Consider the following 26,630-nt stretch of genomic DNA (forward strand, 5'->3'; position numbering starts at 1 on the left):
GGCCCCGGTGCCCACTTCTTCGGTGGCCTGAATAGCCCCTTTCATGGTATCAGCGATTACGTTTATACCTTCTTTGGTAACATCACCGGCCGCACGCAAAACATCAATAATGGTGTTGCGGGTAAGGGCTACGATCTCAGCCTCGATTTCCTGAAGGCCTTTTAGGCTGCTTACGATGCCGTCTTTTACGGCTCTTCCAGCAGTACCCAATACTGCAAAGGGATTGGGAAATTGAAAACCGCTATCGCTCTTAGTCTCAACTTGTTGTATTTCTTTTTTGGCTTCAGCCATGGCTTACCTCCTTGTCTATTTTTTAAGAAAATTAAAGGCATACCAGAACGCAGCATGCCAAACTGGCAAATCTGTTTTACCTCGCAAAAGCTGATATAACCCCACGGCTATACATGCTAACCCAACAGAAGAAGCGAGATCTAAACGGTAATGAGAGCTTTCTTTTACTTTCTCATCAGCCTTCTTAAAAAGGCTATGCACGTGAGATCTTACGGCTACTTCGTCTAATTTTTTTATCTCAAAGACATCTAATTCGCGAATGTTTTTCCAGAAGGCTTGAGGGGATCCGTCATACTCTATCAAGATACTTCCGGTTTGGGGATTAATAGTAATTTTTTTAATATTTTCGATAGCTTCTAAAGCTGATGCTATTTTCGTTAGTTTATCTTTATTGTTACGTAAAGCAGGAAGCTTAAGTCTCAGGCGCCCCTTTAAACTATGCACGACAAATGCTTCAGGCTTACTCGGCATCGGATTCGCCTCCTGATGGAGGTGAAGATAGCTCCTCTTCAAGCTCGGCTTTGGTTTCCGCCCATAGGTCTTCTAGAGTCTCAGTTAGTTCTGCCAAAGTTTCTCGGCCTTTTTCATAAGCTATAAGAGATCCCTTCATCATACCTTTAACAAGGGGCTTAGCCGCCTGACCAAAAACAGGCAAAAGTTTGGGAATAACATAGGCCAAACCTAAACCAATTGATAAACCAGTTACTACATCTTTTTTGACGAAGTCATCTGCATCAATTCCCATAACTCCCCCCTATATTCTAGCTTCAAATTAAGAAAATAATGACCCATATTCAAGAATCAAGATCATTTTTTTCCTATTTAAAATTTCCTACTCTCAAAGTATAAAAACGTATAGCACAGTAACAAAAAAGCCAAGTATTTTTAATGAATCAGTAACTATTTGGTAGATATTTCTTAACAAAATCGTGTTTTAAAGAAGCAAAAAATGGAGAAGAAGATAATTATTGAACTACACGATGTTAGTCCATTCTACAAAAACGAATTACTTAATATTTTAAGAATGCTATATGAGCATGGAATAAAAAAATTTTCTATTTTGTTAACACCTAACTTTAAAGGAAGATACAGACTTGACAAAGATAATTCATTTAAGGATCTAATAAAATGTTCAAAACAAGAAATAATCCTCCATGGATTATATCATGAAGGGAAATTTTCATTACGACACATTTTAGCGACTAATAGAGAAGGAGAATTTGCAGATCTTTCCAAAGAAGAAACGAGAAGAAGAATAGTAGAAGGGAATAAAATATTAAAGAATTGCGGGATAGATACCCACTTTTTTGTAGCTCCAGCGTGGATAAATAACAAATATTTAGAAAAAATATTAACAGAACAGAAGTTTAAAGGAATAGGGAATAGATGGTCGATTAAAATTTTTAATAAGAAAAAGATATTTTCACCAATTATAACGCTCAGTAACAGAAATATTCTTTCTTTTTTAAGCAAAAAGAGTGCAAAAACCTTAATTAAATTATATAAAAACTTTGAAACAATAAGATTTGCAATACATATGCAAGACGCAAATGATAGTGAAAAAATAATTTTATGGAAAGAACTAATAGAACAAACAGAAAAAAGGAGGCTAATATCGTATGAAGACCTCACTAGCGAAAGCTGATTTACACGTACATTCTAGAGCTTCTAATAAGCCTGCAGGATGGTTATCAACCTTATTTGAATGTCCTGAGAGCTACACCGAACCATTAGAACTTTATAATACCTTAAAGAAAAAAGGAATGGATTTTGTTACAATAACAGACCACAACACTATAGATGGAGTTCTAGAGATAGCACACCTACCAGAGGTATTCATAGGATGTGAATATACCGTAAGATTTAAAGAAGAAGAAATAGACATACACGTTCTTTGTTACGGCATAACTGAAGATGAACACAAAACACTGAACAAGCTAAGAGAAAACGTATATGACTTTATAGATTACATAAAAGAAAAAAATATTGCACACACGTTAGCTCATCCTCTTTATCCCGTAAACAGAAAACCACTCACAACTGCTATCGTTGAAAAATTCGTCCTACTTTTTGATAACTGGGAAATTATAAATGGCACAAGGACAAAGAACACAAAAAACATCGAAAAAGCAATAGCAGAAAAATATTCAAGCTGGGAAACGATTAGAAAACTTGAGGAAAAATATAATATAAAATCCAGAAGAACAAGGGAAAAAATTTCTTTTACTGCCGGAACAGACGACCATGGAGGAATGGATGCCGGAAGAACTTGGACTAGTGCTAAAGCAAATTCAAAAGACGACTTTATAAACGCGATAAGAAATGGAAAAACTTTTGTAAACACCGAAGAATTAGGAGAAGAGAGACTTTTAAACACAGTAACTAGAATAGCTTATAAACACATTGCCACAAATTACAATCTTTGTGAAGAAGTAAAAGAAATTGCTGATCATATTTTTCAATATAAAGAAAACAAACTATTAAATTTCATAATAAAAAATCACATACAAAAAGAAATCGATAAAAATATTTTAATAAAGGAAATTATTAAACGAGCACCATTTTGGAGCATAGAACGATTACAAAAAAATTTCAGTCCAACCACTGTTGGGGAAATGATCTTAACACTTAGCAGCCAATTATTACCAGCTTTAATTCTTTTCCTACAAAAAGAAGAAGAATATAGCATTAAAAATATAGCAAAAAGTTTAAATATAAGTTTAAATGGTCACCAAAGGCTCGCGTATATTACCGACACTTACTATGAAATAAATGGAGTAGCCAGAACGGCACAACTAATAAAAAGAATTTCCAAGAAATATAACCTTCCGGTGGATATTATTACCATGAGTCATGGAAAAAATGACGATTATGAGATAATTAATTTGCATACTTATCTCGATTTACCTACCCCATTTTACGAAGAATTCAGACTCAGAATTCCTTCTTTGCTTGATATTTTTGATTTAATCAAGGAAAAGGAATACTCTCACATTCATATTTCTACGCCTGCTCCCCTGGGTTTGCTTTTTTTCTTGGCAGGGAAAGTTTTCAAGCTACCCATTAGCTTTACCTTTCACACCGACGTACCTGCCTATGTATATCGTTACACAGAAAACAAGTCAGCCTACGAAGCAGCTTGGCAATTCTTTACCTTCTTCTCAAATTTATGCGATAAAGTCTTGGTTCCATCAAAAGTTTATGCAGAAAAATTAAAAAACATGGGAGTTTTACCACACAAAATAAAAACCTTTGTTAGAGGTGTAGATACCACTCTTTTTGATCCAAATAAAAAAGACCCAGATTTTTGGACTAAGGAACTTGGAAAAAATCTAGGAGAGAAAAAGATCGTACTTTACGTAGGAAGAGTATCAAAGGAAAAAAACTTGGACCTTTTCTTAAAAGTCGCACGAAATTTTCAAGATAACGCATTTGTTATCGTAGGGGATGGACCATATAGACCTCAATTAGAACAAGCAAAGCCAGAAAATGTCTTCTTCACTGGTTATATGGAAGGCGACAAACTCGCACGTGCATATAGTAGTTCCGATATATTCCTATTTCCTTCTGAAACAGAAACATACGGACTGGTAATATTAGAAGCCATGGCTAGTGGACTTCCTGTCATAGTAAGCAATAAAGGTGCTGCTAGTGAAAAAGTAAGACATGGATTTAATGGCTACATCGCTAAAAACGAAAAAGAATTTATAAACTACTTAAATATTCTAGTAAATAACGAAGGGCTAAAAAACAAACTTGCAACTCAAGCCTATTTAACAGCACAAGAATTAAATCTCGAAGATAGCTACGTAAAATACATAAAAGAAATTATTTTCCATAAGGAGACTGTAAGTGAAAATTCTAGACCTGACAATTTATTATCACGAGAAGAGTGGTGGGATAAAGAAGTATATAGATAAAAAAATAGCATTTTTCGAATATTTTCAAGAAAATATCTCGCATATTGTCATAATTCCTGGCAAAAAAGAAAAAATATATCAGAAAGCAAACACTAAGATACACGAAATAGCTTCTTTGCCTATACCAGGCTCTGGAGGTTATCGATTCTTCCGCAATATAAGAAAAATAAATCAAATTATTGACAAAGAAAAACCAGATATCATCGAGTTTGGAGGATGCTATTCTTTAGTACCTCTAGTAAAAAAAGATTTTAGCGTTATATCAATTTTTTACCATTCTGACTTAATAAATGACATTTCATTATATCCAGCTCCCAAACAATTAAAAGATCTGTTTATAAGTTATATTTTCGAAAAAGTTCTTCTCAAAAGTAATATAATCATAACGCCAAGCAAAAAGTACCAAGAAATACTATATGACTCTGGTATTAATAATGTAGCAAGTGTACCTTTAGGTGTGGACACCAAAATATTTCATCCCAAAAGAAAAAGAGAAGACTTCTGGGATCAATTCAATATACCAAAAAATAAAATAAAATTATTATACGTTGGCAGATTATCAGTAGACAAAAACATTAAACTACTCCTAGAAACTCTAAGCTATCTAGATAGCAAAAAATTTCATCTGATAATTGTTGGTTCAGGACCACTTACTCCCTGGATAAAATTAAAAGAAAGAAAAACAGAAAATTTAACATACCTGGGTCACATAAAAGAAGAAATAGAATTGGCAAATATTTACGCTAATTCGGACATTTTTATCAGTGCTTCGCATTATGAAACTTTTGGACTGACCTTTCTTGAAGCGCAAAGCTCAGGAATACCAGTAGTGGGATTCAACTTAGAACTCGATACTCAGTTAAGAAAAGAATTTTTAACCGATGACTTTAGCGAAAAGCCATTAGCTGAAAAGATAAAAGAAACTAGCCAATATCTTTCAGATTCCTTAAAAGAAGAATTACATCAAGAAGTAGCTAAACATTTTTCTTGGGAAAAGACCTTTATTAAACTAGTAAACTTGTATAAAGATTTATTACGACAAAAGCAAATTCATAACGGTAAAACCTTTGCAAAATTATCGACATCATTGTTGCAAGCATAACCGTAAGGGACCGTTTCTCTTTTTCGTGAAAAACAGGAACAAATCCTTATGAGTTGTTATCCAATAATTTATAAATCGCGAGCAAGTCTTTTCTTATTTCCAAAAGAACTTCTCTAAGACCTGGCTCGTCTTTCTTGGCCGCAAGCTTTTTCTTGGCACCCGCTATGGTATAACCCTCTTCGTAAAGTAGAGTTTTTATGCGTCTGAAAATCTCTACTTGCTCCGGGGGATATAGTCTTCTGCCGGCAAGTCTTAATGGGCGAATCTGTTTACGAAATTCCTTTTCCCAAAAGCGCAAAACATGGGGTTCAAGGTCTAGGAGTTTGGCTACTTCGCCTATGGTATAATAACGACGTGCTTTGACATCGTTTTTGGTTTCAGCCATTTATAAAATCTTTTAAATGAGAACTTGGCCTAAAAACCGCTGTTTTTTTACCCTCAATTAAAATATTTGATCCATCTTTGGGGCTAACTCCCTTGCGAGGAGGACGCTTGTAAGGACAAAAACTCCCAAAACGAACTATCTTGACTTCCTCTCCGCGCTCAAGGGCAAGTTTAATCTCTTCAAAAAGCGAATCTAGTACCCTGCTCAAACTACGCGCAGAAAAACCAAGATTTTCGTGTAGATAGTTTACTAGCTCTTTTTTAGTAACCGTCATCTTAACTTCGCCTCAAAACGAGCTAAAAACTTCTCTGTAACCTTTTCTTGGATCTTGTTTACCTCTTCATCAGTTAGCGTACGATCAGGAGCCCGATAAACAAAACGTAGAGTCAAACTCTTATATCCTTCTGGAATTGGCTTGCCACGGTAGACATCAATAATGGTTACTTCTTCTAGATGTGGAAGCGAAAGCTCTTTTGCAAAAGAAAGCAACTCTTGGGCAGGGATTGCATCCTGAAGAATAAGCGCTAGATCTCTCGTAGTGGCAGGAAATTTGGGCAAAGCCCTGAAACGTTTATCAAAGGATACCGCCTCCAAGACCTTTTCAAAGTCAATTTCAAAGACAAAGACTTCTTGTTCTATATCTAGTATATCACGCACCTTGGGCCTTAACGCCCCCGCAAAGCCGATTTTTTGCCCCTTCACTTCAAGTAAAACGCTTAAAGCCGGAAGCAAAAAGGGCTCTCCACCCTTAGGAACAAATTCTATATTTTTTACGCCCAAGTTTTCAAAAAAGCTCTCAAGGATGCCTTTCAGATCAAAGAAATCAACATGGCGCTCGGTGCGATGGCTTGAAATAGGAACACTTCTGCCGGTAAGAAGCCCTGAAAGATAATGCCTTTCCTCAGGCAAAACCTCTCCCTTACGCGGCAAAAACACCCGGCCAAGTTCAAATATTTTTACATCAGGCCTTTCGCGAAAGATATTCGTCTTTGCTGTTTGCAGAAGGCCTGGTATCAAAGTGGTGCGCATTACCGCTTGTTCTTCTGAAAGGGGATTGGCAAGTGCCAATGGCTTGGCACGCAGGTCGTTTTCATCAAGGCCTAATAGGCTAACAAACTGGGGAGAAATAAAACTGTAATTGATTACTTCGTATAGCCCAAGTGCCCTTAAAAGGCATTTTACCTTTTTGGAAACCTTTTCATAACGGCTTGGGGGCTTGCCTGCTATCTCTGCTACGGGGATGCTTGATGGTAATTTGTCGTAGCCATACAAACGGGCAATTTCTTCTATAAGGTCTTCAGGCAAGGAAATATCATGCCTGAAAGAAGGCGGCTCACAAATGAAATCTTCTACACCCTTGGTAACCTTGACCTGGACCTTTTCTAGCTCGCGCGTTATCTCGTCATCTGTTAAGTCGACTTTGAGATAGAGCTTAATTCGCTTGGGAGAAAGTCTTATCTCACGTTTAGCATAGGGGCTTGGGTATTCATCAATACGCCCCAGGATTACTTCGCCATGGGCAAGATCGGCCATTTGTTTGGCCGCACGTTCAAGACCAAGGATTACACCTTCTGGGTCAACTCCGCGTTCAAAACGATAGGAGCTTTCAGAAGAAAGCCTGAGGCGTTGGCTGGTAAGTCTAATACTTGAAGGATTAAACCAGGCACTTTCTAAAAATACATTGCGAGTTTTTTCGGTAACCGCTGTTTCTTCCCCCCCCATAATACCGGCAATCGCTACCGGACGCTTGGCATCTGCAATCACCATGGTTTCAGTATCAAGGGTGCGCTCAACGCCATCAAGGGTAAGGATCTTTTCTCCCGCACGCGCTAAACGGACTATTATCTTCTTCCCCTCAAGCAAATCAAAATCAAAAGCATGCAAAGGTTGGCCTACTTCAAGGAGCACGTAATTGGTGATGTCAACGATGTTGTTTATGGGACGCAGCCCACAAAGCCAAAGCCTTTGCTGGATTTCAAAAGGGCTTTCTTTTACCTGAACGTTTTTAATGAGTCTGCCAGCATAGCGGAAACAAAGCTCTGGGACTTCAATGGTAACACTTGTTTCTGAAAAGATATCCTCGCCTAGAGGCAAATTGGGAAGCTCAGGCTTTTTAAGAGAAGCATTACAAACCGCGGCTACCTCACGCGCCATACCGTAAATAGAAAGACAGTCTCCCCGGTTAGGCGTTAAAGCTACTTCAAGCACCGGCTCGCTAAGCCCCAATATTTCGGTAACAGGTTTGCCAAGAGGGGTGTCCTCAGGGAGTTCCAATATGCCAGAGTGGTCAAGGCTCAAGCCTATTTCATAGGGAGAACAAAGCATTCCCTCAGAAAGAACACCCTTTATCTCTTTGGCAGCGATTTTTTCTCCCGTAAAAAGGATAACCCCTTGAGGGGCAAAGGCGGTCTTGAGCCCTTCGCGCACATTTTTGGCCCCGCAAACTACCTGATAATTTTTTGCGCCATCAGTTACCTTGCAAACAGTAAGCTTATCAGCATGAGGATGGGGGCTAACTGCTAAAACCCTTACGCTTACTACTTGGGCTAGGTCTTCATAGGCGTCAAAAACGCCTTCTACCTCAAGGCCGGTAAGAGTAAGCCTTTCTGCCAGTTCTTCAGGGGAAAGCGAAACGGAAACAAACTCCTTAAGCCAAGAATAAGGTACCAGCATTAGAACTGCTCCAGAAAACGCAAGTGATTTTCATAGAAAAGGCGAATGTCATTTATGCCATATTTAAGCATGGCAATGCGTTCTACCCCAAGGCCAAAAGCAAAACCTACCCACTCTTCAGGGTCATAACCTACCGCACGGAATACGTTGGGATGAACCATACCCGCCCCTAAAATCTCAAGCCATCCTGTTTGCCCACAAACACGGCACCCCTCGCCCCCGCACATCACACAACTGATGTCCATCTCAACGCTTGGCTCAGTAAAGGGGAAATAGCTTGGGCGAAAACGCACCCGGGTTTCACTTCCAAAAGTCTCCTGGGCAAAAAGGGTAAGGATGCCTTTTAAATCCGCAAAAGAGACATCCTTATCCACCATAAGGCCTTCTATCTGGTGAAACATAGGGGTATGGGTAACGTCTGAGTCACAGCGATAGACTTTTCCGGGAGCAATAATTCTAAGGGGAGGCCTCTCGCGCTCCATAGTGCGAATCTGAATGGGAGAGGTGTGGGTGCGCAAAAGAACGCCTTTGTCCCCGGAAAGATAAAAAGTGGCCTGCATATCCCGCGCAGGGTGATCCTGAGGGATGTTCAGGGCCTCAAAGTTGTAATAGTCAAGCTCTACTTCTGGGCCAGACGCAATGGAAAAACCCATGCGCAGAAAAATATCGCAGAGTTCGACCATCACCTGGGTGATGGGATGAAGTTTCCCCAAGGGATAGGGCCTGCCAGGAAGAGTCAGGTCAATGCCAGGGAGTGTTTCTTCCTGGCGTTTTTTGATTTCTTCCTTGGCCTGGCGCAGGGCAGCTTCTATTTCTTTTTTGAACTGGTTAGCAAGCCTTCCAATAATAGGCTTAAGCTCTGGCGGCAGCTGCGCGATAGATTTTAAAACATTAGTAAGCTGACCCTTGCGGCCAAGGTATTTTACCCGGCAGGCCTCAAGGGCCCTTTCATCACGAGCTGCCGCAATCTCAGCTAAAGCCTCTTCACGCAGCGCATGAAGTTTTTTTTCGTCCACCATGGCCTACTGCCACTTAGAAGCTGCCAGGTCCACCAGCTTTTTGAAATCCTCAGGCTCAGTAACTGCTAGGTTGGCAAGGACTTTGCGGTCAAGTTCAACCCCTGCCTTTTTGAGCCCTCCCATAAAGCGGCTGTAGTTAAGACCGTGAAGGCGACAGGCCGCGTTTATCCTGATTTGCCAAAGCCTGCGAAAATCACGTTTGCGCTGGCGACGGTCGCGGTAAGCATAAACAAGGGCGCGTTCTACTGTCTCACGCACACGACGGAAACAATTCTTGCGCTGGCCCCAATAACCCTTGGCCATCTTGATATATTTTTTATGTCTTCTTCTGGTCTTCGGACCACCTTTGGCTCTAGGCATAAAACTTCCTCCTTCTAAAACTTATACGGAATCAAGCGCTTAACCGCAGAAAGATTAGCCGCAGAAAGAATAGTCGGTTTTTTGAGGTGTCTTTTTCTTTTGCGGTTCTTTTTGCGCAATAGGTGGCTTTTACCCGCCTTAAAGTGCATTACCTTGCCTTTGCCAGTGACTTTAAAGCGTTTTGCCGCAGAACGATTGGTCTTCATCTTAATCTTCGCCATATTTTCACCTTCCTCAAGAAATTCGAAAAAATTTTTAAGTTTTCTTGGGCCCAAGGACCATTATCATCTGGCGCCCTTCCATCTTGGGCTTCATCTCTACCTGAGCCTCTTCTTCTACTGCCTGCAGGATCTTTTTCAAGACCTCCATGCCAAGTTCAGGCTTGGTAATTTCGCGGCCCCTAAAGAAGACCCGAATTTTAACCTTGTTTTTATCTTTTAGGAAGCGCTTTATATGCCTTATCTTGGTCTCAAGGTCGTGGACGTCTGTTTTAGGGCGTACTTTGATTTCTTTAACTTCAACAACTGCTTGCTTTTTCTTGGCTTCTTTGGCCTTTTTGGCCTGCTGATAAAGAAACTGGCCATAGTCCATAATGCGGCAAACAGGAGGATCAGCTTGAGGTGCAATTTCTACCAGATCAAGACCCTGTTCTTCTGCAAGACGCAACGCCTCTTCACGCGAAACAATGCCTACTTGCTTGCCGCTTGCATCAATTAGCCTAACCCTTGGAGCCCTAATTCTTTCGTTTACCCGATATTTCTTTTTGTCTATCTTGGACACCTTCTCTCCTAATTAATAGTTTTCGCAGAAATTTCCTCACGTATACGGGCGATGAAATCTTCCACACTCATTAAAGGCAAATTTTCACCTTTTCTGGTCCTGATAGTCAAGGCCTCATTTTCAACTTCTTTGTCTCCAATGATGAGCATGTAGGGGATTTTTTGTAGTTGAGCCTCACGAATCTTAAATCCCAGCTTTTCATTGCGAAAATCAGGAGACACTCGAATATCAGCGCCTTTTAAGCGTTCCAAAACTCGCTCAGCAAAGGGGATATGCCTATCAGCAACCGTGATAACTATAGCCTGCACCGGGGAAAGCCACACGGGAAAAGCCCCAGCATAGTGTTCAATTAAAACGCCAAAGAAGCGTTCAAGGGAACCCAAAAGGGCCCGATGAATCATGATGGGCCTGTGGCGCTGATTGTCTTCGCCAATGTAAGTAATGTTAAAACGCTCAGGGATATTGAAATCTACCTGAATGGTAGAACACTGCCAGAAGCGGCCAAGAACGTCTTTTATTTTTATGTCTATCTTGGGACCGTAAAAAACACCTTCTCCCGGGTCTATTTCGTAAGAAAGCCCCTTGTCTTCAAGGGCTTTGCGCAAAGCACCTTCTGCCTTTTCCCAGATCTCTTCACTGCCAACGTATTTATCAGGCCTGGTGGAAAGAAAGATCTGATATTCCTTAAAACCAAAAGTGCTCAGAAAATAAACCGTAAGATCAAGACACTTAAAAATTTCTTCCTCAAGCTGATCCTCACGACAGAAGATATGGGCGTCATCCTGGGTAAAACCTCGCACACGCATTAGCCCGTGAAGCACCCCGCTTCTTTCGTAACGGTAAACCGTACCCAGTTCACACCACCTGATAGGCAGTTCCCGGTAACTGCGGCGCCTGCTCTTGTAAATCAGGATGTGGAAAGGACAATTCATGGGTTTTAGCTGGTATTCAACCTCGTCTATCTTCATGGGGGCAAACATGTTCTCCGCATAAAAATCCAGGTGCCCGGAAATCTGCCACAAATGGCGCCTTGCAATATGAGGTGTCACTACCAGCTCATAGCCTCTTTTTAGGTGCTCGTCTTTCCAGAAGTCTTCTATAAGCTTGCGAATAAGAGCGCCTTTAGGGTGCCAGAGTATGAGCCCAGGGCCTACTTCATCTTCAATGCTAAAAAGCTCAAGCTCTTTACCCAAACGGCGATGATCGCGCCTTTTGGCCTCTTCGAGCTTGGCCAGGTATTCTTCAAGGTCTTCCTTGGTAAAAAAGGCCGTGCCGTAAATACGCCAAAGCATGGGATTTCTTTCATCACCGCGCCAGTAAGCCCCTGCCACCGAAAGAAGTTTATAAGCTTTGACAAGGCCTGTGTGCGGTAGATGTGGCCCACAACATAAATCCACGAAATCTCCCTGGCGGTAAATACTAACGGTTTCTTCAGGGATCTCCTTGATGAGTTCTAATTTGTATGGCTCGTTAAGTTCAGTAAAAAGCGCAATGGCTTGTTCTTTTGGTATGTCTTCGCGCACTAAGGGCAAGCGCTTTTTGATGATTTTTTTCATGCGCTTTTCTATCTGCTTGAGGTCCTCGGGGGTGAAAGAACGCTCATAATCAAAGTCGTAATAAAAGCCATTTTCGATAGCAGGGCCAATGGCAAGTTTGGCTTCAGGAAAAAGCTCCTTTACCGCCTGGGCCATAACATGCGCAGCAGTGTGGCGCAAAAGCTCAAGGGCTTCCGGATCTTTTGTGGTAAGTAAAGAAAGGGTGCCTTCTTCGGTAAGAGGTGTTTCAAAGTCTATTATTTTGTCGTTTAATTTGGCACCAACTATTTCCTTGGTGAGAAAGTCCTTAAGAACCTCTTTGGCCTTTATGCCTTTAGGAACTTGCCTTTCAGAGCCATCTGGAAGAATTATTTTTATTTCCACTTTTCCACCCCATTAAAACATAAAGAAAAGGCATCTTTGGGGAACCCCCAAAAGATGCCTTAATTTCGTGGTAGGCGCGGGCGGGATCGAACCGCCGACCTCTTGCGCGTCAAGCAAGCGCTCTCCCACTGAGCTACGCGCCTTCAACTTTTGTAAAAAACATCTAACAACCTTCAAATTTCTTGTCAAGTAGGCTCTACTTCTTAGCAATTTCTTCTGCTAGTTCGGATACCACTTGTTCAACTTTATGGCGCGCTTTTGGAGAAAAGCCAGCCACAATCACCCTGCAGCCGTCTTTTTCAGGCAATACAGCCACCCAATAGCGCTGATGCACAAAGAAGAAAGCGGCAAAAATACCAAAAATCATGGCCAGAAAGCCAATATAAACAATCCAGACCCCTGGATCTTTTTTGACCTGGAGCCCCGTAGCATAAATAGGCCGTGCATCAAGCAGGGTAATGATGATGGGCTCTCCACCTTTTAGCTCAATCCTGCGGGGATAATCTTTGAGAATCCAAAAAGAAACCGGAGGAGAATCTCCTTCTGAGAGCCATATTTGTGCGGCAGGGAGGCCATGGGCGTGCTGAAACGCCAAAAGACCGACTCTAATCTTGGCTTCAGGCCACTCTGCTTGACCAAAAGGACGCACCAGCAAAATCTTCTGGCGCGGACCTTTTAAAATACGGATCTTAACTTCGGCGTATGTATTGTAACTTGCCTGGTAAAAAGTGACTCCCTTATAGGTAAGAGGGGCATTAACTTCAATGGGGGCCTTTAAAACTTCTTTACCGTTCTCAAGGATGGTCACCTCTGAACGATATTCTTTGGGCATTCCGTTGGGATAGAACTCAATTTCGAACTTGTCGCATCTGATTGTAAAATCAAGGGGAACTGAGCCGCCTTTGTGCCCAAAAAGAAGCACGCGGTTGGTGCTTTCGCCCTCAAGAAGGTTGATGTGCCCTTTAAAGCCCCAGATAGCACCAATTATCGCTCCGATAATGATGATAATGATGGAAACATGCACCAAATAGACTGAAAAATAACTAAAACGGAAGCGATCTTTTAAAAAAAGCACTCCATCGCCAAGATCTGTCTCTTTTACCTGGCCAAATTTTTTATGAAGGAGTTCTTTTACCTTCTCTCTGGCTTTTTGGTAATCAAGGTTAAGCTTAACTTCTTTAGCCGCGGGCATGCGGGCAAGCTTTTTAGCATCCACGGCCAGGGGATCGCGCCGGTAGAGCTCAAGAGAAAAGGGCAAGCGTTTCAAGGAACAAAGGATCAGGTTTAGACAAAAAAGAGAAAGAAGCGTTACAAACCACCAGGAATGGTAAACATCATAAAGCTGGAAAATTTTAATTATTTGTCCCCAGGTATCCCCGAAATTTCGAAAATAAAAACCAAGGGGCTCACCCTGAGGCAGGATCGTGCCAACGATTGAAGTGGCTGCAAGGGCAAGCAACAAAAAGACAGCAAGCTTAATGGAGCTTAAAAAATTAACAAGAGGATTTTTGGGCACTATTTATCCTCCTTTTTTTCCTCGATTTTCTCTTTTTTTTCGTCAGACTCTTCGTCTTTGATAGCCTTGCGGAAGTTTTTAATGCCTTTACCAAGGCCTTCGCCTATTTGAGGTAAGCGGCTTGCTCCGAAAAGGACGACTATGATTACCAAAATGACTACAAGCTCTGGCAAACCTAATCCAAACATGGGCTCCTCCTTAAACACATACGTCTCATGAACCTATCGCGAGGTTTTAAGATGCGCAAGGCAAAAAGAGACCTTTGCAGAATTGCCGTGACCAGTATTACAAGCACAACACCAGAGATCCGTTCCTAGTTTTGCAAAGGTCTCAAAAAAGTCTTAACCATAAAAACTTCTAAAAACAGGCATAAGTGTCTCTGTCTTGTGTCTGAGTTCTTCCTGGCTAAGTCTTTCATAGGACGGAAAAACGCGATCAGAAATTAAAAGAAGAGAGCCTATTTTTAAACCCAACGCTTCAGCCACACTGAAAATCGCTGATGTTTCCATATCAATGGCCTGGGCCTTTTCAGCGTATCTGGCCAAAAATTCTTCGGTCTCTCGAAAAAGGGCATCTGTTGAAACAACCTTACCTTCAGTAAAAGAAAAACCCTGCAGGGTAAGCTCATGATAAAGCCACCAATAAAGTTCTTTTGTTGGCTGCGGGAAATACCCATAGTGCCTTGAAGTGCCTTCTTCTGAAAAAGAGAAATCAGGCAAAATAAGGGAACCCAGAGAAATGTCTTTCTGCAAAGCCCCTGCCCAGCCAAAGGCCAAAATCTCCTCTGCCCCTGCTGCTTTTAAATATTCAAGGGCAATAGCAGCCTGAGGAGCCCCTAGCACCGGACCACAAAGGGCCATGTTATTCTTTTGCCAAAACTCTGTCAGGAAAAAAGTGGCTTTTTTCTCTAGCCCCAAAGCTTTTTTTATTAATTGACAATCCGGCCTGGTAAAAGCCAGGATAACTTTAGGCGGAGCCTTAAAATTTGGCTTTGGTTTTATCGTCACTTTCTCCCAACGCAAGCTCACAAAGCCTTTCCTTAAAGGCTTCTATCTCGTCGGCATATTCTTTGGCAGGACGTTCTATGCCACAGGCGAGGCACCTCACCCGTGCCCGGGCTCAGTTACCCACCAAAATGGCCGGCCCCCCACAGTATTTACAATTAAGTTCGGCCTCTGACATCAAAGTTCCTCTTTATAATCACACTTAAGGCAAACCTTGTACTCTTTGCGTCTTTGCTTTTTACGCACTAAAAAAGGTGCTTTGCACTGAGGGCATTCTTCTTTAATGGGCTCATCCCACAGGATGAATTCGCACTTAGGAGCGTTGCTGCACCGATAATAAATTTTTTTGTTACGAGCCCGGCGCTTGATAAGCGTTCCGTTACAACCCTCTTCAGGACATGGAATCCCAGTGCTAATGGGTTTGGTGTTTTTACACTCAGGATATCCCGAGCAAGCCATAAATTCTCCAAAGCGCCCACGCTTAATCACCATGGGACGGCCGCATTTCTCGCAAACCTCTCCAGTCTCACGGTTTTTCTCAACGACCTTGATGGCCCCTTTTTCATCGCGCACGTAATCCCGGGTTTCTTTGCAATCGGGATAACGACTACAGGCCAAAAACGCTCCTGCACGCCCCATGCGAATAATCATTTCTTCGCCACAGGCCGGGCATTTTATGCCAGAGGGCACACCAGCTTTGAGGGAGGCCATTTCTTCCTTGGCCCTTTGCAAGACTTCTTCAAAAGTCTCGTAAAATGAGCGCAAAAGCTCAACACGCTCCCTTTTGCCTTCTTCTATTTGGTCAAGGGCCTCTTCAAGGCGAGCGGTAAAGCCTGTTTCGATAATGTCTGGAAAATGTGCAATAAGGAGATCGTTTACAAGGAGACCAAGCTCCGTAGGCTTAAGATAGCCCTTGTCCGTTTCAACGTAACCTCGGTCTTTTATCGTGGAAACAATCTGGGCATAGGTGGAAGGACGTCCAATCCCCTTTTCTTCAAGGGTCCTGATAAGGCTTGCTTCGGTATAACGTGGAGGTGGCTGGGTAAAATGCTGCTTTGGATCTATCTTTTGGAGTTTAAGCAAAGCGCCCTCTTCTACCTGAGGGAGATTTGCTTCCTCTTCTTCGTCAGTACGATAAAGGGCTAGGAACCCTGGATGCACAAGGCGTTGACCACTGGCAAGGAGTTCGTAATCGCCGCCCAGAATATGGATCTCGGTTCTTTCAAAGCGTGCCTCTGCCATTTGAGAAGCCACAAAGCGCCTGAAAATCAGGTCATAGAGTGCTAGCTCGTCTTTACCGAGATAGGCCTTAAGGCTCTCTGGGGTACGGGAAAGAGAAGTAGGCCTGATGGCTTCATGGGCTTCTTGAGCAGTTTTGCGGCTTTTAAACACGTGTGGTTTTTTAGGCAAATAATCCTTGCCAAAATTTGCCTCGATAAAAGCGCGCGCGGCATCCTGGGCCTCTTTAGCCACTCGCACTGAGTCTGTGCGCATGTAGGTAATAAGCCCCACGGCGCCTTCATCTCCAAGCTCTATACCTTCGTAAAGGCGCTGGGCAAGAAGCATGGTCTTTTTGGCAGAAAAACGAAGTCTGCGCCAGGCCTCCTGCTGAAGGGTGCTGGTGATAAAAGGTGCTGGCGGCTTGCGCTTAACCTCTTTGCGTTCAACCCGAGAAACTTGAAAGGCTTGACGCAAGAGGTCGTCAACAATGGCTTTGGCCTCGGCTTCACTTTTGGGCTTAACAGGTTTTCCTTTGTAACGCTTGAGCTTTGCTACAAAAGAGCCTTCGTCGGTTTCAAAGTAAAGCTCAATAGTCCAGTACTCTTCGGGTTCAAAGGCCTCGCGTTCACGCTCCCTTTCGCAGATAAGCCTTAAGGCTACCGATTGGACCCTTCCTGCCGAAAGCCCGCGCTTAACCTTTTCCCAAAGAAGAGGGGAAAGATTGTAACCCACCAGGCGGTCAAGGATTCGTCTTGCCTGTTGGGATTCAAACTTTTTGCGGTCAAGCTCACCAGGTTTGGCAAGGGCTTCTTTTATGCCTTTTTCCGTTAGTTCATAAAGCAAAAGGCGTTTAACGGGTTTATTTAAGTCTTTTAGTTCCTCGGCAATGTGCCAGGCAATGGCTTCACCCTCACGGTCAGGGTCAGGGCCAAGGTAGATTTCTTCAGCTTTTTTGGCAGCGGCCTTAAGCTTTTTAATGACCTCTTTTTTGCCACGAATGGTTACATATTCTGGCTCAAAACCGTTATCGACCTTAACACCCAAACGGCTCTTGGGCAGATCTTTAATATGGCCAACCGAAGCAGCAACTTCGAAGTTTTTGCCGACTATTTTTTTTATGGTGCGTACTTTCGTTGGCGACTCAACAATGATAAGGCCTTTTTTCATAATCTCACCTTCTGGTATGTGTTTCCTGGTTGTCTAGCGACAACCCCTTCTATTTCTAGTTTCGTCAAAATTTCCAAAAGCTTTGCTACAGGGAGCCCTGTTTGCATTAAAAGATCATCAAACTCAAGAGGCTCACCGTCAAAGCAACTTAAAACTTTGGCCTCTTCTTCGGTGAATGTCAACTTTTGCTGAACTATTTGTTTAAGAGGAGAGGCAGAAAAGAGCTCGAGAACCTGCTCAGGCCGATCAACTAAAAGGGCGCCTTCTCGAATAAGGGCATGGGTGCCAAAAGAACGCGGTGAAAAAACTGAACCAGGCACAGCTAAAACTTCTCTGCCAAATTCTGCGGCAAGCCTTGCGGTAATAAGGGAGCCGCTTTTAACGCTTGCCTCAACCACAAGTACCGCAGCACTAAGCCCACTTATTATCCGATTACGCACAGGGAAATTACCGGCATGGGGCAAAGTGCCAAGGGGAAACTCAGAGATAAGCCCGCCGCCATTTGCCAAGACAGCTTCACGCAGGTGATAATTTGTAGCGGGATAATTTATGTCAAGCCCGCAACCAAGTACGGCAAAGGTAGGCGAGCCTTGTTTCACCGCAGCATGATGGGCAATGCTGTCAATGCCCAGCGCAAAACCACTGATAATGGGAATACCGGCTTTGGCAAAAATTGACACCCACTGTCTGCAAACTTCGCGACCATAAGAAGTCGCCGCTCGAGAGCCAACCACAGCAAGCCCAGGCTCCTGGGGCAAGCTCCCCTGATAAAAAAGCACCGGCGGAGGGTTGGGAATTTCCTTAAGCAGTGCAGGATATTTTTCTTCAAAGATAGTCACAAAACTTGCTTTTATTTTTTGAAGGCCCGCTATCTCTTTTTCCGCACGTAAAAGGGCTTCTTTTCTCCAATTGGCATCCTTTGGGCAAATCCCAAAATTCTTTAACTTCTCTGGCGACAAATCAAAGACTTCTTTTAACGAATTAAACGAGGCAGCGATTTTTTTGAAGGTTTGGGGGCCAATTCCAGGAGTGAGCCAAAGTGCCAAGGCAAAAAACTTGTCTTCTTCACGAAACGTGTTTGAGGCGTAAGACATTTTGGGAAACATTGAAATTAAAATAAGGGGAAAGTAGCTCATGAGCTACTTCATAGAAAGGGTCTTCCGCAGGAAAACAGGGTATGTTCTCAAGTCTAATTTCTACGTTTGGACTATCGTCCTTGAAAGTGCGCAAAAAAAGAGCCCCTTCTCTTTCCACCAGAGTGGGGACTACAGCCCAAAAAAGGGCACAAAACCCTTGGTGAATGGGAGCAGGCGGCGCAAAGATCACCAAATCTTCTTCTGCCAGGTTTGCTTCTTTTGGGACATTATGTTTGAACTTGAGATCACCTTCCCAGAAGACCAACATTTTTTTCAGCACTTCGTTAATATTTATTGGCATACTGGAGTCAAGAGCTATTTCATTGATAGACTCAAGAATGCTTTTTAGGCGATCAAGTTGTTCCTGTATTTGGGAAAGCTTTTGCTCCTGAGTGGCCAAAAAATCTTCCACGTTAGCAGGGTCCTTCTTCAGTTTCATGAAAGAAAGGCCTAACAATTCGATCTGCATGGAAAGTATTTGTAACGGCCCACTCATATTGTGGACCAGACCTTGGACCAAATGCCCGCAAGCTGCCTTATGCAACAATTTGTGACAGAGATCCTTCTTCACTTTCTTCCTCCTGATACAGCTCTAGAATTTTTGGGAAACAGGCCTTAAAGGCATCTACCACCTGTGGATCAAATTGGCTGCCAGCACACCGAACAATTTCAGCAAAGGCATCATCAAAGCTACGCGCTGGACGATAAGGCCGCACCGAAGTCATGGCGTCAAAGGTGTCTGCCACTGCCAAAATCCGGGAAAGAAGCGGAATATCTTCTCTCGCAAGGCCGTAAGGGTAGCCATTTCCATCCCATCTTTCATGGTGGTGCTTAATTATTTGGGCTTCATCACTCAAAAGCCCCATATGTCCGACAATTTCAGCGCCTATCAGGGGGTGCTGTTTTATGATCTCATATTCCTCAGGGGCGAGGCGCCCAGGCTTGAGTAAAATAGCATCAGGCACACCAACTTTTCCCACATCATGGAGGTGACCGGCAAAGCGCAGGCTCTCGCACATATCTTCAGCAAGGCCCATCTCTTTAGCGATAGCCAAGGCATACTGGGTGACTCTTTCTGAGTGTTGTTTGGTATAAGGGTCTTTGGCTTCAAGGGCTCGTACCAAGGCCCGCAGGGCATCATACAAATTGAGAATCAGGCTTTCGCGTAAGATAAAATTTTCAACCAAAGGCGCACTTCTTTCAAGAACAAGATTGGCTATGAAAAGGTCATCTTTGGTAAAGTTTTCCTTTCGCAAAAGGACAAGTACGCCTATTATTTCGAGTTTGATATAAAACGGTTTGGTAAGAAGTGCTTTTTCAGGGGGCCTTTTAGGGATAAGGTAAGGTAGATTTTCCCGCGCACTTTTGCTTATGGGATTGTTATCTTTTAGGCTAATAGTAGCCGGTTTTTTTGAAAAACCTTCCCAGGCCTCTGGAATAAGCAAATCTTTCTCAAGGTCAATTAAATAAAGAATAGCTTCGTCTGATAAAGTAAACTCTTTACTAAGCTTTACAATTTCCTGATAAAGATTATTAAGACTATCGCAAGTGGTTAATTTATCACTAATAGTAAAAAGAATAGTTTGCTCTTGAGTCTTTTTCTTTAAAAGCTTGACCAGATCTTTATAATCATCTGAAGGCTTTTTGTGATTGTTTTTAAAACGTTTTAAAGTAGCAAAAAGCTGCTGTGAAGTAAAAGGCTTAATTAAGAAATCACTTGCTCCTTCACGCAAAGCCTCGACAGTCAACTCAAGAGAAGGATAGCTTGTCATTAATATTACGGGAGCCGAAAAACCATCCTTGCGGATAAGTTTTAGGAAATCTATACCAGAAATTCCTGGCATATTAACATCTAAAAGAACAAGATCGATAGGATACTTATTGACTATTTCTAAGGCTTCGTAGGCATCTTTTGCCTGATAAACTTGGTAGTTGCCTGACGAAGAAAGAATTAGACTCAAGTTTTCACGCAAAAGCGCTTCGTCATCTACAATTAAAATATTTTGTTCTTTACTCATAACTTGCCCGCTCTATCAAAACACGCTTAATAGTTTCAAACTCATCCTCATCAAGGAAACCCTCTTGATGCAAACGTGCCAGTCTTTCCAGTTCATCTAAAAGAGAACCTGCTGAGGTGGGTTTGGTATCTATAGTTTCTTTCAAACGCTTGTAAACCTGTTTTAAATCTTCAAGGAGTTTTTTATTTTCCCGCTCAAGCAAAATCAGAGTACAGGCATTGTTGACGCTAACTTTAAGTTCTTCAAGGCTAAAAGGCTTACGAATGTAATCGTAAGCCCCTTCTTTTAGGGCCTCGATAGCTGAATCAAGAGATGCATAACCGGTGATAACGATCACCAGGATTCCTGGCCTTATCTTTTTGGCTTCTTTTAAGAGTTCGATTCCTTCCATACCCGGCATCTTAAGGTCTGTGATTAGGAGGTCAAATTCCTCCTCTTTGAGGAGATTCAGGGCTTCTATGCCGTCAGCAGCAGTTTTTACAATGCGATTTTCGTCCTGAAGCTCCTCAAAAAGGAGGATACGAAATGGCTTTTCGTCCTCAGCAACAAGAATCTTTACGACCTCTTCGTACTCAGCCACTCCTAAACTCTTGCTTCAAACAAGATACCCACGATTTCGTCTAGTTTTTTTCTAATTTCCAAAAGTTCTTCTGGCGGAATTTGGCGAATAACTTTATTTGTTTCAGGATCCACGACCTGTACTACCACTTCCTTAGTCTCTTCGTCCAGGTTAAAAACCAAGCGTACGTTTAATTTTTCAAGTTCTTTCTGGATAGTTTGTACCATTTCCTTATAATTTTCTGCACTTTCTTGTGCTTCCTTAGGGATACCTTTGCCACCCTTTTGAGAAGAGGTCTCTTTATTGGTGGGGGCCCTACTAAACTCCTGACGGATACCAGGAGATTGAGAGATGTTTTCAATGGGTTGGTTCAAAACATTTCCTACCTGCATGATTCCCTCCTTGGAAATCTTAATGGAAATTAGAAACCCTCATAAACTCTACTAAAGCCTTTTTTTTGTGAAGTACGAGTTTGGCAAGGTCTTCTTCATCTGCAAGGACCTTTTGCACCAATGGAAGATCCTCAGGTGAAAAAGAACAATTTTTAAGGAATTTCATAATCTCTTTTTTGAGCTCCATAAGGGCCTGGAGCTTTTGAAAATCGTTTTCTCTTAAGGCCTTACGACAATTGGAATTGAGCGCCGTAAGCTGTTCAAGGGCTTCTTTACCTAACACGTGACCCTCCCAGTAAAAAAATTCGCTATTTCTTTTTTCGGCGCTCAAGCGGATTAACTAAAAATTCAGGAGGCACGCACGCGGGAAAGAAATTCGTCTATCTCAAAAACACTTGCAAAAGAAAGTCCGTAAGAGGTGATAGCCTCACGCCCTCCTTCTTTGCGATCAACCAAAGCCACTACTGCCAAAACTTCAAGGCCAGCTTCTTTAGCCCTGTCTGCCGCCTTTAAGCTTGAACCACCTGTAGTCACCACGTCTTCAAGAATGACGGTTTTCATCCCTGGTTTAACAAAGCCTTCGATGAAGCTTTGTGTGCCGTGGCCCTTGGGCTCTTTGCGCACGATAAATCCCTCAAGTTTTTGCCCCAAAAGCCCTGCCTCAAAACATACTGCAGCAACCAGAGGATCTGCCCCAAGGGTTAGGCCACCAACGGCTTCAGGGGCAAAATCCTTGGCAAGCAACCAAAGGAGCTTTCCTATCAAGGGCAAGGCCTCAGCGCAAAGGGTTGTTTTCTTACAATCCAGGTAGTACGGGCTGATTTTTCCTGAGGCCAAACGAAAGCCCTCTTCACGATACATGAAAGACCTTTTAAGCAACAACTCAAAAAGTTTTTTTCTTTCGCTCATGACACCTCTCCTATGATTTCTGTCCCCACTCCGTGGTCTGTGAATATTTCAAGCAAAATGGCATGGGGCACACGCCCGTCGATTATGTGGGCCTTTTTTGCCCCGGCCAAAAGGGCCTTACGCGCGCTTTTTAGCTTGGGAATCATGCCGCCCTTGGCAACGCCTTTTTCAAATAAGTCTTCTATCTCCGGCACGGTAAGCGTTGAAATAAGCTTTCCGGTCTCGTCTTTTACCCCTTCAACATCAGTAAGGTAAATGACTTTCTCAGCCTTTAGCGCCCCGGCTATAGCGCCTGCCACAAGGTCTGCATTGATGTTATAGGCTTCTCCACCTGGCCCTACTCCTACCGGAGCAATAACCGGTAAAAATCCGGCATCCATAAGGGTATTAAGCACTTGGGGATTGACTTCTTTTACCTTTCCCACCCTACCAATATCGATTATCTCTGGGGGCCGGTCTTCACCGGTGTATTTGTAAATCTTCATCTTCTCCGCCACTACCATTTCGCCGTCTCTCCCAGAGAGCCCTACCGCTTGCCCTCCGTGGCGGTTAAGGAGCCCCACTATGCTTTTGTTTACCGTGCCCACCAGCACCATTTCTACTACACTCATGGTAGCGTCATCAGTTACCCTTTGCCCCTCAACAAAAACTGGCTTTATCCCCATTTTTGCCATGACTTCGCTTATCTGGGGGCCGCCTCCGTGCACAATCACAGGCCTTAACCCCACGTATTTCATGAGCACCACATCCTGAGCAAAGGCTTCTTTAAGGTCCTCATTAACCATGGCATGGCCGCCGTATTTGATAACCACGGTCTTGCCGTAAAATTTGCGCAGATAAGGCAGCGCCTCGATTAAGACCTTGGCCCTCATCTCATGGGTGATGTCCATGTAAAGACCTCCTTTGGATTTGCCGCCTAAAACCGTAGCACAGTTTTAAAGGGTGAAAAATAATTTTGCTATCTTGTTTTAGCTTGCGCGCAAATAAGCTAACATCATAAGCCATGGACCCTTTATTAGAGGCCGGGCCGTTTTCTTTTGTTTGTCAGGGAAAAATCCTTTACCAGAACGTAAAAATAGCCCTTTTTGCAGGAGACTTTGTCCATCTAAAAGGGCCTTCAGGATGTGGGAAAACCACTTTATTGCGCCAAATCATTGGCCTTGAAAGAGCAGATGGTGCCGTAAGAAAAATTAATGGCAAAATATTTCGCGCCAAAGAAATTTCTCTTTTCCGCGGTAAATGTATTTATCTTGCGCCAGAAGCCCCTCTTCTTGAAGGAAAAATCTCAGAAAATCTCTTTTTTCCGTATCAATTCAAAGTAAACCGCAAGAAAAGACCCCAAGAAGCGGCAGCTAAAAACCTTCTTGCAACCCTCGGGCTACCCCAAAACCTTGACCAGGACGTCAAAAATTTTTCCACAGGAGAACGCCAACGTCTTGCCCTTGTGCGTGCGCTTCTTTTCAACCCCCAAGTCATCCTCGCAGATGAGCCTTTTTCGGGGCTAGATGCCCAAAGCTTTGAAAAAGCCTTTCAAGCTCTGTATGAGTTTAGTCGTCTGGGAACACGCGCTGTTATCTGCGTAAGTCATCAGGAGCTTCCTAAAAAGACTCGCACCTGGACACTTACTGAAGAAGGACTCAAGGAGGAGTCGTGAGCGGTTTCATTTCACTTTCTCCTTTTGATCTTGCCCTGGCTGCCGGATTTGTATTTCTTGCCGCGATACTTTCTTTTTTGTTACGCCTTGGCGTAGCAAAAAGGCTCCTTATTGCAGCAACCCGCACGGTGATTCAACTCTCCCTGGTGGGTTTTGTGCTCAAAACCGTCTTTGGGCTTGATAATCCCCTTTTCGTTCTTGGACTTTTATTTTTTATGACGCTTGTAGCAGGGAGAGAGGCTTCAGCACGCTCCCGCAGGCGCTATGCACACATGATCCTTGACACCACCATCTCCATGGCAAGCGTGGCCTTTGTCATCGGCGCTGTTGTTACGCAAATCATCATTGACGTAAAACCCTGGTATCATCCCCAGTATGTTATTCCCCTTTTGGGCATGCTCCTTGGAAACTCGTTAAACGGGGTTTCCCTTGCTCTTGATACGTTTCTTGACTATGTAGTTAGCCGCCGCAGTGAAATAGAACTTTTTTTGGCCTACGGGGCTGATAGAAACGAAGCCCTGCAAAATGCTTTGCGTGCAGCGGTAAGACGCGGCCTGGTACCCATTATCAACTCCATGTCAGTGGCAGGGGTTGTCTCGCTTCCTGGCATGATGACCGGACAAATCCTTGCAGGCGCCCCGCCCCTTCAGGCAGTGGCCTACCAGATACTCGTCATGTTTATGCTTGCAGGTTCTTACTCTCTAGGGGCTACCAGTGTGGTTTTTCTTGCAGGAAAAAGGCTCTTTGGCCGCGAACTCCGCCTAAGAAGAGAAATTCTTAGCTAAAAATTCGCTTAAAGGTTTGCTTTCAGGAAAAAAGGCCAAAAGCTCTTTTAAGGTTTTCACAGCATGTGGGATATATGTGGCAAACCAGGTCTTGCCCAAAAGGGTCAATTTGGCAAAGGCCCCAAGTATTTGAAAATTCCTGAAAAGGGCAAAACATATAAATTCTTCTTCTGATGGCGCCTGGGAAAAATTCCTTTGAAAATATTTGAGCCAATAGTTTCTTTCTCCCTGAGAAAGGCCCTGGTAGGGGTCAATCAAAAAAGAGGCAAGGTCATAGGCCCCTGGTCCCAAACGCAGCCCCTGAAAATCAATAAGAAAGATGCGCCCCCCTTTGACCATAATGTTTCGGGCCTGAAAATCGCGATGAAGAAGGTTGTCTTCCCGTAGCTTTTTACGGCATCTTTCCCAAAGCATTTTAAGCACTGGTAAAAGCGCGGCTGTATCTTTTTGCCGAAGGTATTTTTTCACAAAAAAATCCAAAAAATAAAGGGCTTCGCGCTCCCACATGAGCTTCTCATCGTAAAAAAGGGTCTCAAGCACAAAAGTGCGCGGGAAACAAACACTTATCTCTGAAAAACGCTTAAGCACCTCAAACACCTCAGGAAACAGCTCAAAGCGTTCGTAAGGGGGGAGATCCTGGAACCTAATATCACCAAGGTCTTCTACGAGAATGATGCCTGTCTCTTCGTGATAAGCGAAGATTTTGGGGACAGGCACTCCTGCTTTTTTTAAAAAGTTCCCAATAAGTACGTAAGACCGCGCCTCTTTTAGCCCAAAATGGCCTTCCTGAGGGAGAATCAAAACAAAACTTTCCACGTGGGTTTTAACGCGGAAAAACTTGCGCGCTGAACCATCTCCCTTTAAAGGGATAATTTCTTCGTAGGCGATTTTTTCTTGGACAAAAAAATCAATTATCTCTTTCACAAAACTTCCTCAGGGATAAACAGAGTATCCGTATGCTTGCCGGAAGGAATGCTTGCCCCTTCCCAGGCTACTACACGCTTAAGTTTAGTTTCGGGCTTAAGCTCCACGCCTTTTTCAAGAAAAACCCAATCCTCAAAGGAGACTCCCTTGGGAAGTTCCTTTTCAGGGAAAACAAAGGGAGAGGCAGGAGGAGAAATCCCCGAAATAACAGCTCTTTTCTTTAAAAGGTCTTCGTGCACCTGAAGGTAGGCGGAAATAGTCCCGATGTCTTGCCAGTAAAAGCCACTTACTACCTGGCAGTTTATCTTAACTCCTTCGTTTAGTAGCCTGGTATAGGTGGGCACAAGATCCCGATCTCCTTCACGGATCCTTGCCACAAAAGCTGGTGTTACCACCTGGAGACCACAAAAAGTATAAGCATCTTCGTTAGGAGCAAAACCAATTAGTCTTTCCTGTGAGACTAAAACGTTTTTGGCCCGGGGAGTACGCATTAAAAGCAATGTTGCTTCACCCCCAAACCTTTTATGGGCAGAAAACAAAGTTTCGTATGGAAAATTGGTAACAATATCAGCATTTATCACGAGCGTTTCTGATGCAAAGAAGTCTCTTGCTCCATAAAGTGCCCCGGTCGGCCCCAGGAGTTCTTTTTCTTCGTAAAGCTTAATTTTCAGTTCGGGATGTTTATCCTGATATGCTGAAAGAAACGCCTTGAGTTTATGGGCTAGGTGATAAGCGTTTATTCCGACAGTGCGAAAACCTGTGCGGCGAAGTTCGTCCAGGATAAGTTCAAGAAGCGGTCGGCCAAGGATACGGAAAAGAGGTTTAGGAACGTACCGAGTGTAGGGAAGGAGCCTTTCTCCCTTGCCGGCCGCTAATACAAAAGCCCGCTTTTCCAC

30 protein-coding genes, 1 tRNA gene and 1 pseudogene are annotated in these 26,630 nt (G+C 43.2%); 5 read left to right on the top strand and 27 right to left on the bottom strand.

Annotated elements, in window-relative coordinates; genetic code table 11:
• From H528_RS0106390 to H528_RS0106400, 3 genes and pseudogenes are all read right to left on the bottom strand, one after another.
• Positions 1–291, bottom strand: a pseudogene (locus tag H528_RS0106390) (hypothetical protein); the annotation flags it as partial.
• A gap of 15 nt (positions 292–306) precedes the next feature.
• Positions 307–762, bottom strand: a complete 456-nt coding sequence (locus H528_RS0106395; protein ID WP_022853510.1) for an HMA2 domain-containing protein — start codon at positions 760–762, stop codon at positions 307–309.
• A complete protein-coding gene (locus H528_RS0106400; RefSeq protein WP_022853511.1) occupies positions 752–1,036 on the bottom strand; it encodes a DUF5132 domain-containing protein in 285 nt (94 codons plus the stop codon). The genes H528_RS0106395 and H528_RS0106400 overlap by 11 nt, the downstream gene beginning before the upstream one ends.
• A 204-nt stretch (positions 1,037–1,240) precedes the next feature.
• On the opposite strand from H528_RS0106400, the gene H528_RS0106405 reads away from it, so the two are divergent.
• The 3 genes from H528_RS0106405 to H528_RS0106415 are packed head-to-tail and all read left to right on the top strand — an operon-like array spanning position 1,241 to position 5,313.
• The gene (locus tag H528_RS0106405; RefSeq protein WP_022853512.1) at positions 1,241–1,936 is read left to right on the top strand and encodes a DUF2334 domain-containing protein; all 696 of its coding nucleotides are present in this window, start codon (positions 1,241–1,243) and stop codon (positions 1,934–1,936) included.
• Positions 1,911–4,211 carry a glycosyltransferase gene (locus H528_RS12975; RefSeq protein WP_022853513.1) on the top strand — a complete coding sequence of 767 codons (2,301 nt, stop codon included), beginning with the start codon at positions 1,911–1,913 and terminating at the stop codon, positions 4,209–4,211. Before H528_RS0106405 ends, H528_RS12975 begins: the two co-directional genes overlap by 26 nt.
• Positions 4,144–5,313: a glycosyltransferase gene (locus tag H528_RS0106415; RefSeq protein ID WP_022853514.1), complete on the top strand. Its 1,170-nt coding sequence runs from the start codon at positions 4,144–4,146 to the stop codon at positions 5,311–5,313. The genes H528_RS12975 and H528_RS0106415 overlap by 68 nt, the downstream gene beginning before the upstream one ends.
• Positions 5,314–5,359: 46 nt before the next feature.
• On the opposite strand, the gene H528_RS0106420 is transcribed toward H528_RS0106415, so the two are convergent.
• From H528_RS0106420 to argB, 22 genes are all read right to left on the bottom strand, one after another.
• A complete protein-coding gene (locus tag H528_RS0106420) occupies positions 5,360–5,698 on the bottom strand; it encodes a MerR family transcriptional regulator (protein WP_028845826.1) in 339 nt (112 codons plus the stop codon).
• Entirely contained in the window at positions 5,691–5,972 is a 282-nt protein-coding gene (locus H528_RS0106425; RefSeq protein ID WP_022853515.1) for an HU family DNA-binding protein, read from the bottom strand. The genes H528_RS0106420 and H528_RS0106425 overlap by 8 nt, the downstream gene beginning before the upstream one ends.
• Entirely contained in the window at positions 5,969–8,371 is a 2,403-nt protein-coding gene (gene pheT / locus H528_RS0106430; RefSeq protein ID WP_022853516.1) for a phenylalanine--tRNA ligase subunit beta, read from the bottom strand. Before pheT ends, H528_RS0106425 begins: the two co-directional genes overlap by 4 nt.
• Positions 8,371–9,390 carry a phenylalanine--tRNA ligase subunit alpha gene (pheS, locus tag H528_RS0106435; protein ID WP_022853517.1) on the bottom strand — a complete coding sequence of 340 codons (1,020 nt, stop codon included), beginning with the start codon at positions 9,388–9,390 and terminating at the stop codon, positions 8,371–8,373. The genes pheT and pheS overlap by 1 nt, the downstream gene beginning before the upstream one ends.
• A gap of 3 nt (positions 9,391–9,393) precedes the next feature.
• Positions 9,394–9,750, bottom strand: a complete 357-nt coding sequence (gene rplT, locus H528_RS0106440; RefSeq protein WP_022853518.1) for a 50S ribosomal protein L20 — start codon at positions 9,748–9,750, stop codon at positions 9,394–9,396.
• Between the two features lie 14 nt (positions 9,751–9,764).
• Positions 9,765–9,971, bottom strand: a complete 207-nt coding sequence (gene rpmI / locus H528_RS0106445) for a 50S ribosomal protein L35 (RefSeq protein WP_028845827.1) — start codon at positions 9,969–9,971, stop codon at positions 9,765–9,767.
• 34 nt (positions 9,972–10,005) lie between these two features.
• Positions 10,006–10,530, bottom strand: coding sequence for a translation initiation factor IF-3 (gene infC, locus H528_RS0106450; RefSeq protein WP_028845828.1), 525 nt, complete (start codon positions 10,528–10,530; stop codon positions 10,006–10,008).
• Between the two features lie 8 nt (positions 10,531–10,538).
• On the bottom strand, positions 10,539–12,449 hold the full coding sequence (gene thrS, locus H528_RS0106455; RefSeq protein ID WP_022853520.1) for a threonine--tRNA ligase: 1,911 nt from the start codon (positions 12,447–12,449) through the stop codon (positions 10,539–10,541).
• A gap of 68 nt (positions 12,450–12,517) precedes the next feature.
• Positions 12,518–12,592 (bottom strand) — tRNA-Val (locus H528_RS0106460).
• Between the two features lie 53 nt (positions 12,593–12,645).
• Positions 12,646–13,965 carry a cytochrome c biogenesis protein ResB gene (locus H528_RS0106465; protein WP_022853521.1) on the bottom strand — a complete coding sequence of 440 codons (1,320 nt, stop codon included), beginning with the start codon at positions 13,963–13,965 and terminating at the stop codon, positions 12,646–12,648.
• Positions 13,965–14,153 (bottom strand): twin-arginine translocase TatA/TatE family subunit, encoded by a 189-nt coding sequence (tatA, locus tag H528_RS0106470; protein ID WP_022853522.1) that lies wholly within the window; start codon positions 14,151–14,153, stop codon positions 13,965–13,967. Before tatA ends, H528_RS0106465 begins: the two co-directional genes overlap by 1 nt.
• A 153-nt stretch (positions 14,154–14,306) precedes the next feature.
• The gene (locus H528_RS12980; protein WP_157608159.1) at positions 14,307–14,882 is read right to left on the bottom strand and encodes a phosphorylase family protein; all 576 of its coding nucleotides are present in this window, start codon (positions 14,880–14,882) and stop codon (positions 14,307–14,309) included.
• Between the two features lie 61 nt (positions 14,883–14,943).
• Entirely contained in the window at positions 14,944–15,072 is a 129-nt protein-coding gene (locus tag H528_RS14775; protein WP_022853524.1) for a hypothetical protein, read from the bottom strand.
• Positions 15,073–15,146: 74 nt separating this feature from the next.
• Complete coding sequence (topA, locus tag H528_RS0106485; protein ID WP_022853525.1) at positions 15,147–17,357, bottom strand: type I DNA topoisomerase; 2,211 nt, start codon at positions 17,355–17,357, stop codon at positions 15,147–15,149.
• Entirely contained in the window at positions 17,354–18,463 is a 1,110-nt protein-coding gene (gene dprA / locus H528_RS0106490) for a DNA-processing protein DprA (RefSeq protein ID WP_022853526.1), read from the bottom strand. Before dprA ends, topA begins: the two co-directional genes overlap by 4 nt.
• Complete coding sequence (locus H528_RS0106495; protein WP_157608162.1) at positions 18,423–19,064, bottom strand: histidine kinase; 642 nt, start codon at positions 19,062–19,064, stop codon at positions 18,423–18,425. The genes dprA and H528_RS0106495 overlap by 41 nt, the downstream gene beginning before the upstream one ends.
• Positions 19,030–20,511, bottom strand: coding sequence for an HD domain-containing phosphohydrolase (locus H528_RS0106500; RefSeq protein ID WP_022853528.1), 1,482 nt, complete (start codon positions 20,509–20,511; stop codon positions 19,030–19,032). Before H528_RS0106500 ends, H528_RS0106495 begins: the two co-directional genes overlap by 35 nt.
• Positions 20,504–21,091, bottom strand: a complete 588-nt coding sequence (locus tag H528_RS12985) for a response regulator (RefSeq protein ID WP_022853529.1) — start codon at positions 21,089–21,091, stop codon at positions 20,504–20,506. The genes H528_RS0106500 and H528_RS12985 overlap by 8 nt, the downstream gene beginning before the upstream one ends.
• Before the next feature lie 2 nt (positions 21,092–21,093).
• Positions 21,094–21,462, bottom strand: coding sequence for a flagellar protein FlaG (locus H528_RS14045; protein ID WP_022853530.1), 369 nt, complete (start codon positions 21,460–21,462; stop codon positions 21,094–21,096).
• Positions 21,463–21,481: 19 nt separating this feature from the next.
• Entirely contained in the window at positions 21,482–21,745 is a 264-nt protein-coding gene (locus tag H528_RS0106515) for a hypothetical protein (protein WP_022853531.1), read from the bottom strand.
• 65 nt (positions 21,746–21,810) lie between these two features.
• On the bottom strand, positions 21,811–22,371 hold the full coding sequence (gene pyrE / locus H528_RS0106520) for an orotate phosphoribosyltransferase (protein ID WP_022853532.1): 561 nt from the start codon (positions 22,369–22,371) through the stop codon (positions 21,811–21,813).
• Positions 22,368–23,261 (bottom strand): acetylglutamate kinase, encoded by an 894-nt coding sequence (gene argB / locus H528_RS0106525; RefSeq protein ID WP_022853533.1) that lies wholly within the window; start codon positions 23,259–23,261, stop codon positions 22,368–22,370. The genes pyrE and argB overlap by 4 nt, the downstream gene beginning before the upstream one ends.
• 113 nt (positions 23,262–23,374) lie before the next feature.
• Here argB and H528_RS0106530 point away from each other — a divergent pair, with 113 nt between their 5' ends.
• Positions 23,375–24,025, top strand: coding sequence for an ABC transporter ATP-binding protein (locus H528_RS0106530; protein WP_022853534.1), 651 nt, complete (start codon positions 23,375–23,377; stop codon positions 24,023–24,025).
• Positions 24,022–24,810: an ABC transporter permease gene (locus H528_RS0106535; RefSeq protein WP_022853535.1), complete on the top strand. Its 789-nt coding sequence runs from the start codon at positions 24,022–24,024 to the stop codon at positions 24,808–24,810. Before H528_RS0106530 ends, H528_RS0106535 begins: the two co-directional genes overlap by 4 nt.
• Here H528_RS0106535 and H528_RS14050 read toward each other — a convergent pair.
• Positions 24,787–25,734, bottom strand: a complete 948-nt coding sequence (locus H528_RS14050; RefSeq protein ID WP_022853536.1) for an aminoglycoside phosphotransferase family protein — start codon at positions 25,732–25,734, stop codon at positions 24,787–24,789. The genes H528_RS0106535 and H528_RS14050 overlap by 24 nt on opposite strands.
• Positions 25,731–26,630 (bottom strand): nucleotidyltransferase family protein, encoded by a 900-nt coding sequence (locus H528_RS0106545; protein ID WP_022853537.1) that lies wholly within the window; start codon positions 26,628–26,630, stop codon positions 25,731–25,733. Before H528_RS0106545 ends, H528_RS14050 begins: the two co-directional genes overlap by 4 nt.

It is taken from the genome of Thermodesulfatator atlanticus DSM 21156 (genome assembly GCF_000421585.1).
Lineage (GTDB): Bacteria > Desulfobacterota > Thermodesulfobacteria > Thermodesulfobacteriales > Thermodesulfatatoraceae > Thermodesulfatator > Thermodesulfatator atlanticus.

What these genes read in the sequence shown, in the direction of transcription:
- dprA (WP_022853526.1), bottom strand. Translation starts at nt 18,463, where the DNA reads ATGTTTCCCAAAATGTCTTACGCCTCAAACACGTTTCGTGAAGAAGAC.
- H528_RS0106425 (WP_022853515.1), bottom strand. Translation starts at nt 5,972, where the DNA reads ATGACGGTTACTAAAAAAGAGCTAGTAAACTATCTACACGAAAATCTT.
- rplT (WP_022853518.1), bottom strand. Translation starts at nt 9,750, where the DNA reads ATGCCTAGAGCCAAAGGTGGTCCGAAGACCAGAAGAAGACATAAAAAA.
- H528_RS0106500 (WP_022853528.1), bottom strand. Translation starts at nt 20,511, where the DNA reads ATGAGTAAAGAACAAAATATTTTAATTGTAGATGACGAAGCGCTTTTG.
- tatA (WP_022853522.1), bottom strand. Translation starts at nt 14,153, where the DNA reads ATGTTTGGATTAGGTTTGCCAGAGCTTGTAGTCATTTTGGTAATCATA.
- H528_RS0106395 (WP_022853510.1), bottom strand. Translation starts at nt 762, where the DNA reads ATGCCGAGTAAGCCTGAAGCATTTGTCGTGCATAGTTTAAAGGGGCGC.
- topA (WP_022853525.1), bottom strand. Translation starts at nt 17,357, where the DNA reads ATGAAAAAAGGCCTTATCATTGTTGAGTCGCCAACGAAAGTACGCACC.
- H528_RS0106400 (WP_022853511.1), bottom strand. Translation starts at nt 1,036, where the DNA reads ATGGGAATTGATGCAGATGACTTCGTCAAAAAAGATGTAGTAACTGGT.
- pheT (WP_022853516.1), bottom strand. Translation starts at nt 8,371, where the DNA reads ATGCTGGTACCTTATTCTTGGCTTAAGGAGTTTGTTTCCGTTTCGCTT.
- rpmI (WP_028845827.1), bottom strand. Translation starts at nt 9,971, where the DNA reads ATGGCGAAGATTAAGATGAAGACCAATCGTTCTGCGGCAAAACGCTTT.
- pyrE (WP_022853532.1), bottom strand. Translation starts at nt 22,371, where the DNA reads ATGAGCGAAAGAAAAAAACTTTTTGAGTTGTTGCTTAAAAGGTCTTTC.
- H528_RS12975 (WP_022853513.1), top strand. Translation starts at nt 1,911, where the DNA reads ATGAAGACCTCACTAGCGAAAGCTGATTTACACGTACATTCTAGAGCT.
- H528_RS0106420 (WP_028845826.1), bottom strand. Translation starts at nt 5,698, where the DNA reads ATGGCTGAAACCAAAAACGATGTCAAAGCACGTCGTTATTATACCATA.
- H528_RS0106530 (WP_022853534.1), top strand. Translation starts at nt 23,375, where the DNA reads ATGGACCCTTTATTAGAGGCCGGGCCGTTTTCTTTTGTTTGTCAGGGA.
- argB (WP_022853533.1), bottom strand. Translation starts at nt 23,261, where the DNA reads ATGGACATCACCCATGAGATGAGGGCCAAGGTCTTAATCGAGGCGCTG.
- pheS (WP_022853517.1), bottom strand. Translation starts at nt 9,390, where the DNA reads ATGGTGGACGAAAAAAAACTTCATGCGCTGCGTGAAGAGGCTTTAGCT.
- H528_RS0106405 (WP_022853512.1), top strand. Translation starts at nt 1,241, where the DNA reads ATGGAGAAGAAGATAATTATTGAACTACACGATGTTAGTCCATTCTAC.
- H528_RS14045 (WP_022853530.1), bottom strand. Translation starts at nt 21,462, where the DNA reads ATGCAGGTAGGAAATGTTTTGAACCAACCCATTGAAAACATCTCTCAA.